9 protein-coding genes are annotated in these 10,824 nt (G+C 64.2%); 8 read left to right on the top strand and 1 reads right to left on the bottom strand.

Annotation, left to right across the window (positions count from 1 at the left end):
• The 4 genes from ABDB81_RS22610 to creD all read left to right on the top strand — a co-directional run.
• On the top strand, nucleotides 1–108 hold a 108-nt coding region (locus tag ABDB81_RS22610; RefSeq protein ID WP_346813645.1), incomplete at its 5' end, for an ABC transporter ATPase.
• Nucleotides 109–470: 362 nt separating this feature from the next.
• On the top strand, nucleotides 471–1,166 hold the full coding sequence (gene creB / locus ABDB81_RS22605) for a two-component system response regulator CreB (RefSeq protein ID WP_346813644.1): 696 nt from the start codon (nucleotides 471–473) through the stop codon (nucleotides 1,164–1,166).
• Nucleotides 1,167–1,187: 21 nt separating this feature from the next.
• Nucleotides 1,188–2,627, top strand: a complete 1,440-nt coding sequence (gene creC / locus ABDB81_RS22600; protein WP_160472487.1) for a two-component system sensor histidine kinase CreC — start codon at nucleotides 1,188–1,190, stop codon at nucleotides 2,625–2,627.
• Between the two features lie 112 nt (nucleotides 2,628–2,739).
• Nucleotides 2,740–4,155: a cell envelope integrity protein CreD gene (gene creD, locus ABDB81_RS22595; RefSeq protein WP_346813643.1), complete on the top strand. Its 1,416-nt coding sequence runs from the start codon at nucleotides 2,740–2,742 to the stop codon at nucleotides 4,153–4,155.
• Nucleotides 4,156–4,336: 181 nt separating this feature from the next.
• On the opposite strand, the gene ABDB81_RS22590 is transcribed toward creD, so the two are convergent.
• Entirely contained in the window at nucleotides 4,337–4,990 is a 654-nt protein-coding gene (locus ABDB81_RS22590) for a hypothetical protein (protein ID WP_137928506.1), read from the bottom strand.
• Between the two features lie 200 nt (nucleotides 4,991–5,190).
• Between ABDB81_RS22590 and ABDB81_RS22585 the strand changes: the two genes are divergently transcribed.
• From ABDB81_RS22585 to ABDB81_RS22570, 4 genes are all read left to right on the top strand, one after another.
• Nucleotides 5,191–6,621, top strand: a complete 1,431-nt coding sequence (locus tag ABDB81_RS22585; protein WP_346813642.1) for an aldehyde dehydrogenase family protein — start codon at nucleotides 5,191–5,193, stop codon at nucleotides 6,619–6,621.
• 123 nt (nucleotides 6,622–6,744) lie between these two features.
• Nucleotides 6,745–9,210, top strand: coding sequence for a penicillin acylase family protein (locus ABDB81_RS22580; protein ID WP_346813641.1), 2,466 nt, complete (start codon nucleotides 6,745–6,747; stop codon nucleotides 9,208–9,210).
• Nucleotides 9,211–9,307: 97 nt separating this feature from the next.
• Nucleotides 9,308–10,027 (top strand): glutamine amidotransferase, encoded by a 720-nt coding sequence (locus ABDB81_RS22575; protein ID WP_137928503.1) that lies wholly within the window; start codon nucleotides 9,308–9,310, stop codon nucleotides 10,025–10,027.
• Nucleotides 10,028–10,044: 17 nt separating this feature from the next.
• Nucleotides 10,045–10,716, top strand: a complete 672-nt coding sequence (locus ABDB81_RS22570) for an MOSC domain-containing protein (protein ID WP_346813640.1) — start codon at nucleotides 10,045–10,047, stop codon at nucleotides 10,714–10,716.
• The last annotated feature ends 108 nt before the right edge of the window (nucleotides 10,717–10,824 follow it).

The raw sequence follows: 10,824 nt of genomic DNA, 5'->3' as shown, positions 1-10,824 counted from the left end.
ATCAATGGCCTGGCCACGCGCGTGATCGAAGTCCGCACGGACGGTACGATCACCGACTACCTGGGTACGTACGACGAGTACCTGCAGTCGCAGGGGATTGAGGCTTAGTTTCTCAGGGTTTCTTTCCCGAGGTTTTGCTCCCCTCTCCCGCCTTGCGGGAGAGGGGCGGGGGAGAGGGCAGGCAGTTCTGCTTGCCGACTAACCGCAATTTGGACCGCTGGCCCTCTCCCCCAACCCCTCTCCCGCGCGCGGGAGAGGGGAGCCGATAACAGGGAACGGGTGAGACCGTCTCCCCCGCTTCACCCCCACCACACAATCCCCTCACCACCCCCATCGACACTGGCAACTCCAACTCAAAAGGAGTTCTGCCATGCACCGTCGCCGTCCGCTTGACCTCGACGCCTTTCTGCGTCGCCTCCGATATCTGCTTGATGTGCCCGAACCGTCGCGCGATGGCGGATAATGCGGCGATGAAGCCGCCAGCCATTCTCGTCGTCGAAGACGAATCCGCGATTGCCGACACCATTCTGTATGCCCTGCGCACCGACGGCATGCAGGCCACGCATTGCGTGCTGGGCGGCGAGGCGCTCGACCGGCTGCGTGCCGAACGACCCGACCTCGTGATCCTCGATGTGGGCCTGCCTGACATCAACGGCTTCGAGGTCTGCCGCACACTGCGCACCTTCTCGGATGTGCCGGTCATCTTCCTCACGGCTCGCCACGAAGAGATCGACCGCATCGTCGGCCTGGAGATCGGTGCCGATGACTACGTGGTCAAGCCATTTTCGCCGCGCGAACTGGCGGCCCGGGTGCGCGTGATCCTGCGCCGGGCACGCGGGGCGGTGGCGTCAGCGCCCGTGGCTGCGGCGCCGGTTCTTCCTGACGGCTTCCATCACGATTCCGATGGCGCGCGGATGGCATGGCGGGGCCGATGGCTTGACCTGACCCGTTACGAATACCGGCTGCTCGCCGTGCTGGTGCAGCACCCCGGCCGCATCTATGCACGGCCGCAACTGATGGATCTGGTCTGGCACGATGCGCTCGATACCGTCGATCGCACCGTCGACACACACGTCAAGACGCTGCGCGCCAAGCTTCGCGAAATCGATCCGGGTGCCGACCCGATCCGCACCCATCGCGGCATGGGCTACTCGCTCGAAACCTGAGCGAACTCCGACCTTCCCGCCATGCATATCGGCCTGCGCATCTTCTTTGGCTTCTTCCTGATTGTGGGGCTGGCGGCGTTCCTGACGCTGCGCGTGTTCGTGCAGGAGGTGAAGCCGGGCGTGCGGCAGGCCATGGAAGATACGCTCGTCGATACCGCCAACGTACTGGCGGTGCTTGCTGCGGACGACTTCAAGAGCGGCCACGTTGCCGACGGCAACTTCGCCAGGCGGCTGGAGAACTTGCGTGAGAGTCCCGTCGATGCCAGCGTCTGGGGCCTGCACAAGGACGTCATCGGCTATCGCATCTACATCACCGACGCGCAGGGCATTGTCCGCTTTGATTCTACCGGGACCGATATCGGTGCCGACTACTCGCGCTGGAACGATGTCTATCTGACGCTCCAGGGCAAGTACGGCGCGCGCAGCACGCGGTCCGACCCAAACGACGAGACCAGCACCATCATGTACGTGGCGGCGCCGATCCGCGATGGCGATGCGATTGTCGGCGCGCTGACCGTGGCCAAGCCGAATCAGTCCATGGCGCCGTTTATCGCGCGCAGCCAGGGCAAGATCCTCACGTATGGGATGTTGCTGATTGGCGGCGCGGCTGTGATTGGCGTGGGCTGCACCCTGTGGCTTGTGTTCGGCCTGCGCAAGCTGCAGCGCTACGCGCGCGCGGTGGCCGCTGGCGAGCGTGCCGAGATGCCGCTGCGCGGCGCGAGCGAACTGGCCGAGCTGGGTCGCGCTGTGGAGACCATGCGTTTGCGGCTCGAAGACAAGCAATACGTGGAGCACTACATCCACACGCTGACGCACGAGATGAAAAGTCCCCTGGCCGCCATCGGCGGGGCGGCTGAACTGCTGCAGGAAGATATGCCTGCCGCCGATCGCGCGCGGTTTCTTGGCAATATCCGCAGCCAGTCGCAGCGGCTCGACCAGCTAATCCGCAAGTTGCTCGCGCTCGCCGAAGTGGAGCAGCGGCAGCGGCTTGAAAACCGCGAGCCGGTGCCGCTGGCCGACGACATCGCGCAGATCGTGCAGTCGCTGGAACCTCGCGCGCGGCAACGCAATGTACAGCTGCGCTGGCAGCCGCCTGCACATTCAATCCCTGCCGTGACCGGCGATGCGTTTCTGTTGCGACAGGCCATCGTTAACCTTCTCGAAAACGCACTGGATTTTGCGCCGTCTGGCTCGGTCATCGATATCGCTCTCGAATCGGCATCGCAACAGGATGGCGTCGTGATCCGGGTCGAGGATCGCGGCCCCGGGATTCCTGATTACGCGACGGGACGATTGTTCGAGCGGTTCTATTCGCTGCCGCGTCCCGGTGGCGATCGCAGTACGGGGCTTGGATTGTGCATGGTGCGCGAGGTGGCGCACCTGCACGGTGGCGAGGTGACCGTGGGGAATCGGCTCGGCGGTGGGGCGAGTGCGGTCCTGACACTGCCCGTGTCGGGCTGAACGCGGCAAGAGGCTTCACCGGCGCTTCACAGACGTTTCACATCGGGCCCTCGGCGCGCCCACAGACGCTGGCTAGTCTTGCGGCATGTCCACTCGACACCTCAAGACGTCCATGAACAAACCTCTGATTTTCCGCATTCTGATGATTGGCGGCGTGATCCTGCTGCTCTGGATCGCCCTGCAAATGGTGCTCGGCATCGTGCGCGAGCGTGGTGCCTATCGCGATGAAGCCGAGCGCAGTATCTGGCAGAGTTATGCTGGTCCGCAGACCCTGACGGGTCCGATCATCGTGGTGCCCTTCAAGGAAGTCATCGCCGATCCGCCTGCGGTCGATCGGACGGCACCGCAAGCGCCCGCCACCTTCAAACCGGCCACCACCTATCGCGAGGAATCGCGCCAGATCCTGATCTTCCCCAAGACGCTGCAAGTGCGGACCGTGGTCACGCCCAGCGAACGCTACCGTGGCATTCACAAGACCATCGTCTATGAGACTGCCAGCGACCTGAACGGGACCATCGAACTGCCCGATCCCAAGTCGACCGTGGATCTGACGAAATCGACGAACCACGTGCGCTTCGACATGGGCCAGCCCTATGTGATGGTGGGCGTGGCCGATATGCGGGGTCTGGTGTCGGAGCCGGTGATCGAACTCGGCGGCGCGGCGCTGAAAATGCTGCAGGGCACGCGGCTGTCCAGCCTGCCGCAGGGCCTGCATGCGCGTATCGATGCCAGCGGCATGGCGGGCAAGCCGGCCGATGCGCGCATCGTGCCGTTCTCGATGAAGCTTTCGGTGCTCGGCGCCCGCTCGATGGCCTTCACGCCAGTGGCAGGCCTGAACCAGTTCAGCATGCAGTCGCCGTGGCCGCACCCCAGCTTCGATGGCGACTTCCTGCCGCGCCAGCGAACGGTGTCCACGGACGGCTTCCGCGCGGACTGGTCGATTACCTCGTTCAATACCCGAGTGCGGGAACAGTTGGCGTCGTCGCAAGACGTGAGCCACTTGCAGTCGGCATCGGTCACGCTGATGGAGCCGGTGAACATCTACGTGCAGGCCGAACGCGCCGTGAAGTACGGCCTGCTTTTCGTGCTGCTGACGTTCGCCGGACTCTACCTGTTCGAACTGGTCAAGACGCTGCGCATCCACCCCATCCAGTACCTGCTGGCGGGCCTGGCGCTGGCGATGTTCTTCCTGCTGCTGGTCAGCCTCTCGGAACATGTGGACTTCGTGGTGGCGTACATCATCGCCAGCGCCGCCTGTATCGGACTGCTAGGCTTCTACCTGACATTCGTGCTGCGCAGCTGGCAACGCGGCCTCGGCTTCGCCGCGCTGCTCACGGCGCTTTACGGCGCGCTCTACGGCCTGCTGGTGTCCGAGGACAACGCGCTGGTGCTTGGGACCGCGCTGCTCTTCGTCACGCTGGTGGTGATCATGGCGGTGACGCGGAAGGTGGATTGGTATACGGTGGGGATGCCGGCGACGCCGGCGGTGGATGGTTCGTTGCCGCAGGCGGAAGGGAAGGGCGCATAAGCCTAGCGTCTCACTATCGCGCTTCCCGGTTCCCCTCTCCCGCACGCGGGAGAGGGGCTAGGGGTGAGGGCCGGCGCATCCATCCACGACAAGTCGCAATTTGCACCGCATGCCCTCACCCCCACCCCTCTCCCGCAGATGCGGGAGAGGGGAGCGCATAGCGCCGCACGTCAGCACAACATCACCGTGCCGGCGCCACCCCCATCTCTGCCAGCAGATCATCTAGCTGATCGATGATCGCGTGGGCCGTGATGTCGCCTTTGGCTTTCTGCAGCGCGGTACCCAACACATCGCGCAATGCCGCCAGTTCGACGATGGTGGAGGCTTTTTCGACCTTGACCTGCATGACGTACCCGCGCAGTCCGAGGTGATTGCCGATCACATCCGTGAAGAAGTGGTAGAGCCGCTGGTAGTTGTCGGCACCGGCAAGAGCGACTGGCGCAGGCGGTGCGGGAGTCATCGCCGGGGCGATGGTGGTATCGGCAAGGACGTCGAAGCGGTCGTCGATGCCCTTGCCGTCAGCCGAATTGAATCCCGAGTACGCGGCGAAGAGGTTGGTTTCCGGCCGGGTGCGGGCCGGTTCAGGCTTGCCGGCGCGAGGTGGTGGCGCTGCGTTGACGGGTTCCGGGATCGGCACGATGAGTCCCTGGGAGAGCAGGGTGTCGAGCGCTGCGTCGCTCACGCCCATGCCGCTGACTTGCGCCAATAGCGCCGATCTGCTGCGTTCCCCGTTCACGATCAGCAACAGCGCGCGCAACTTCTGGTCCAGCTTGCGGGCGCGGGTACGAATTTCCTCCTGACCTGCTTCCGTCTTTTGATAGATCGGGTCGACCATGTCTCGCTCCTTTTTTATGATTCGGCCGCCCGCGGCGAGGCCCCTCGGAAGAATGGTGCGCGGCCGATTATCGCCACCTGTACGGTGAGACTGTTGGAACCGCAAGAATTCCATAACAGGAAACCGCTCTACAATGTGGGGCACCATAAAAGTAACAAAAAAAATTGCAATCGCCGATTCACCTAACGAGGGCTGTGGCCATGCAACAACGAGACAAAGTGTTTATCAACGGCAAGTGGGTCGCTCCGCACGGCACGGGAAGTATCGAAGTCATCCATTCGGCCACCGAGGCTGTCATGGGGACCATCCCCGAAGGCCATGCCCGTGATGCCGAAGACGCCATCGCCGCCGCCCGCGCGGCTTTCGATGGCTGGTCGAATACGTCGCCGGCCGTCCGCGCCGGTTATATCCGCAAGATCGCCGAGGGCCTGAAGGACCGCACCGAGGAACTGGCGCAGCTGATCGCCGGCGAAGTGGGCATGCCGATCAAGCTGGCCCGCGCGATTCAAGTAGGCGGCCCCGTCTACAACTGGGGCCAGGCCGCCACGCTGCTGGAGAATTTTGCGTTCGAGGAGCAGGTTGGCAATTCGCTGGTCATCCGTGAACCGGTGGGCGTGGTGGCGGCGATTACGCCGTGGAACTACCCCCTGAACCAGATCACGCTGAAAGTGGCACCCGCGCTGGCCGCCGGCTGCACCGTGGTGCTCAAGCCATCGGAAGTGGCGCCGCTCAATGCATTCGTGCTGGCCGAGGTCATCGAGGCCGCCGGTCTGCCGCCTGGCGTGTTCAACCTTGTCACCGGCTTCGGCCCGGTGGTGGGCGAGGTACTGGCCAGCCATCCCGAAGTGGACATGGTGTCGTTTACCGGCTCAACCCGCGCCGGCAAGCGCGTGTCCGAACTGGCCGCGCAATCGGTCAAGCGCGTGGCGCTGGAACTGGGCGGCAAGTCGGCATCGGTCATCCTGGACGATGCGGACCTGCAATCGGCCGTCAAGGGTACGATCAGCGCCTGCTTCCTGAACTCGGGCCAGACCTGCTCGGCCCATACCCGCATGCTGGTGCCGCGTACCCGCTACGACGAAGTCAAGGCGATTGCGGCCAAGGTCGTGGAAGGCTTCACGCTGGGCGATCCGATGTCTGAAACGACCCGCCTGGGACCGCTGATTTCCGATGTGCAGAAGGGTCGCGTGACCAGCTACATCCGGCGCGGGCTGGAAGAGGGCGCGGAATTGGTGGCGGGTGGACCGGACGCACCGGAAGGCTTCGACCGTGGCTTCTACGTCAAGCCCACCGTGCTCGGCAATGTCGATCCGCGCGCCACGGTGGCGCAGGAGGAAATCTTCGGGCCGGTGCTGTCGGTGATCTGCTACGACACCGAGGAAGACGCCATCCGCATCGCCAACGACAGCGTCTATGGCCTGGGCGGCGGCGTGTGGTCCGGCGACGAGGCGCGGGCCATCAAGGTTGCACGTCGTATCCGTACCGGACAGGTGGATATCAACGGTGGTCCGTTCAACATGAACGCGCCGTTCGGCGGGTTCAAGCAATCGGGTAACGGACGCGAAGGCGGCAAATTCGGACTGGAGGAATTCCTCGAATACAAGTCGCTTCAACTGAAGAAGCCTGCCTGAGCGGCATCCGAGCGGATACCGTGAAAATTCCGATCTGAAATCTCGATGCCCGGCCTGCCCGGGCATTTTTGTATCGACGGAAATCTGCGATGCTTGCGGGTTTCCAAAGGGGGAGATGGTCCGATGCGCTGGTTCAAGAGGCTGGGCTGGTTGTTGCTGTGCGTGTTGTTGCTGACCGTCACCGGCGGCATCGGCGCCTATATCTGGTATCGCCAGGCGTCGCAGCCGGATACGGCTGGCACGCTGCAACTCTCCGGCCTGCGGGACCGCGTGGTGGTGGTGCGCGACCGCAACGCCGTGCCGCATATCCAGGCGGCCAACGCGCTCGATGCCTATTACGCGCTGGGTTATGTTCATGCCCAGGATCGCCTGTGGCAGATGCAGATGAACAAGCGCATCGTGGCGGGCCGGCTCGCGGAAATCCTCGGACCGAAAGCGCTCGACAATGACCGGTTCCTGCGCACGCTGGGTGTGCGGCGCAATGCGGAGGAGGTCTACGCGCGCGCCTCGCCCGAGACCCGCGCCGTGCTGCAGGCTTACGCCGATGGCGTGAACGCGTTCATCGACACGCGCAAATCGGCGTTGCCCCCCGAATTCCTGATCCTCGGCACCAAGCCCGAACACTGGGAGCCAGTGGATACGCTCGGCTGGCAGACCATGATGGCCTGGGATCTCGGCGGCAACTGGTCGCAGGAAGTGTTGCGCATGGGGTTGGCCCAGCAGTTGCCCACCTCGCGGATTGCCGAACTCCTGGCACCGTACCCTGGCGACAAGCCCATGCGGACGATGGACTACGCCAACTTCTATCGGCACCTGGCCCCGGTGGCCACGGCCATGGCGCAGGTGATGGAACATGCCCCGTCCGGCTATGTGGAGGGCATGGGGTCGAACAACTGGGTGGTATCGGGCGCGCACACGCGCAGCGGCAAGCCGTTGCTGGCGAACGATCCCCATCTGGGGCTGCAGGCGCCTGCGCTCTGGTACTTCGCGCATCTCCAGGCGCCAGGGATCGAACTGGCCGGCGCCACGTTGCCTGGCGCGCCGCTCGTGGTGCTGGGCCACAACAAACGCATCGCGTGGGGATTCACGAACACGGCACCCGATGTGCAGGACCTGTTCATCGAACGGATCGACCCGGCCAATCCCAAGCGCTATCAGACGCCGGACGGTTGGGCCGAGTTTGTGACCCGTACCGAGACCATACGTGTGAAGGGCGAGTCGGATGTCTCGATGCAGGTGCGCACCACCCGCCATGGCCCGGTCATGTCCGATGTGGCCGAGCCGATCCGCGCGGCGGCCAAGCCGCTGGGCGAGCGGTATGTGGTCGCCTTCCAGTGGACGGCGCTGCGGCCCGACGACAAGACTTTCCAGGCCAGCCTGCGCATGGGGATGGCGACGGACTGGAAGAGCTTCACCACCGCGCTGCGCGACTTCCACGCGCCGCAGCAGAACATGGTCTATGCCGATGTCGATGGCAACATCGGTTTTATCGCGCCAGGGCTGGTGCCGATCCGCCGCGCGGACAACGACCTGATGGGGCTGGCGCCGGCACCGGGCTGGGACGCGCGCTACGACTGGCAGGGCTTCATCCCGTTCGAGGAACTGCCGCAGCGGTATAACCCGCCCAACGGGATGATCGTCACGGCCAATCAGAAGATTGTCGACGACAACTATCCGCACTTCATTACTAGCGAATGGACCGTGCCATATCGCGCCCAGCGCATCCAGACGTTGCTCGATGCCACGCCGCGCCATACGCCGGAATCCTTCGGCGCGATCCAGAAAGATGTACTGTCGCTGGCCGTGCGCGACGCGCTGCCGTTGCTGCTGGCCGCACCAGTAGCCAGCGACAAATCGCTGCCCGCCCGCCAGCGCGATCTGCTCGACGCCCTGCGCAAGTGGGATGCCACGATGGCCGCCGACCGCGCAGAGCCGCTGGTGGCCACTGCATGGCTGCGTGAACTGTCGCGCGTGCTGTTCGAGGACAAGGTGGGCGATCCGCTGTTCGGCAAGCTCTGGGAGCAGCGTAACGTGCAGCAGCCGATGATGAACGCGCTGCGCGATCCCACTGGCCTTGGCGCGTTCTGGTGCGACAACACACGCACCACCACGCGGGAGACCTGTGCGGATGCGATCGGCGTGGCATGGCAGCGCGCCATCGCCGACCTGGACCGCCGCTATGGCGACGATGCGGGCAAGTGGCGCTGGGGCAAGGCGCATACGGCGCGCTCCGAACACAAGCCGTTCGGCAAGGTGCCGTACCTCAACAGCCTGTTCAACGTGCGGGTGCGCACGGGTGGCGATACCTATACGGTCGATGTCGGACGCCACAGCCTGCGCGACGAGAACGCGCCATTCGAAAACACCCATGCGGCGAGCCTGCGTGCCATCTACGATCTGGCGGACTTGTCCGATTCTCGTTTCATGGCATCGACGGGGCAGTCTGGTAACGCGTTGTCGCCGCACTATCGGGACTGGACGGACAAGTGGGCGCGTGTGGAGTTTGTCACGATTGGAGGACATCGGCGCAATCCCGGTGGCGACAGTTTCGACACGCTGGTCCTGCAACCTGGAAAGCCGAAACCCTAGATAAGACGGCGGGCGGAGTTTGGCAGTACCATCCGGTTTTCGCCTCTCCCGTTCCCGGGAGACGGGCCTACCAACTTCCGAGCAGGAGTGCCTTCCGATGACCGAACCCAGGCGCCAGCCTCGCACCGACGTGATCCAGCACGTCGCCTTTGAACATGCAGGTGTGATTGGCGATGTCGCGCGCGATCGCGGCCATGAGATCCGCCTGTTCCAGGCGGGCGTCGATGACCTGACGCTGGTGCAGACCGATCCGGCGGACCTGCTCGTGGTACTGGGCGGCCCGATCGGCGTCTATGAAACCGAAGCCTATCCATGGCTGGAAGCCGAGATTGCCGTGATCCGCCAACGTCTGGAAGCGGGTTTGCCGATTATCGGTGCCTGCCTGGGCGCGCAACTGATTGCCGCGGCGTCGGGCGCCAGGGTCTATCCGGGGACACGCGAAATCGGCTGGGCGCCGATCCAGCCGACTGAAGCCGGCAAGAGGTCGCCGCTGGCACTGCTCGCCAATGCCGACTGGGAAGTTCTGCACTGGCATGGCGATACCTTCGACCTGCCGGAGGGTGCCGAACGACTGGCCTCTACCGCAGCCACGCCGAATCAGGCGTACGCCATCGGCAAGCATGTGCTGGCGCTGCAGTTCCACCCCGAGGTCAAGGCGGGCGACATCGAGACCTGGCTGATCGGCCATACCGTCGAACTCGCCAAGGCGGGCGTCGATCCCCGCACCATCCGCCGCCGCACTGCTGAAATTGGCGCGACGGTAGCCAGTGCGGGCGAACTGATGTTCGCGCGCTGGATGGAGGAGGCAGGGTTGTGATTGTTGTCGATACCGTTATGGCAGGCCGACTCCAGCCATTCGGACCCAAGGGCGTGCCGAGCGGCATCGCCAAATCCCCAGTCGACGGTCCGGTGCGTGTCACGACAGTCGGATTGGATATCGACGAACAGGGCGACCCCAGGCATCACGGCGGCCCTGAGAAAGCGCTGCACCACTATCCGCGCGATCACTATGCGGGTTGGCGACAGGAACTGGCCGGGCAGGGCGGCAATGTGGCGCCGCTTGACCAACCGGGCGCGTTCGGCGAGAACCTGAGCACCGTGGGCGTGACCGAGGCCGATGTCTGCGTGGGGGATCGTTATCGGCTCGGCACTGCATTGCTCGAAGTATCGCAGGCGCGCCAGCCGTGCTGGAAACTCAATCACCGTTTCGGGTTTGCTGGCATGTCGCGTGCCGTGCAGGGCTCGGGCAGGACGGGGTGGTATTACCGAGTGATCGAAGAAGGCGAGATCGCTGCGGGTGACCGGCTGGAGCTGGTGAACCGTCCCTATCCGCAATGGACGCTGCAGCGTTTGCTGCATGTGCTCTACGTGGATCGACTCAACTATGCGGCGCTTGCCGAGATGGCCGAGCTACCTTGTCTGGCGGAGAGCTGGAGGAAGCTGGCGAGACAGCGCGTGGCGAGTCAGGTTGTGGAGGATATGGAGAGGCGGTTGGCGGGTGGGTAATTTAGCGTGCCACGGCTATGCGCTCCCCTCTCCCATGTCAGTGGGAGAGGGGTGGGGGAGAGGGCAAGCGGTTCTAAATGCGACCTGTCTGTGATTGCACCGCCGGGG

The organism is Cupriavidus sp. DL-D2, from assembly GCF_039710735.1.
GTDB lineage: Bacteria > Pseudomonadota > Gammaproteobacteria > Burkholderiales > Burkholderiaceae > Cupriavidus.
This window is presented reverse-complemented; position numbering and strand designations above follow the sequence as displayed.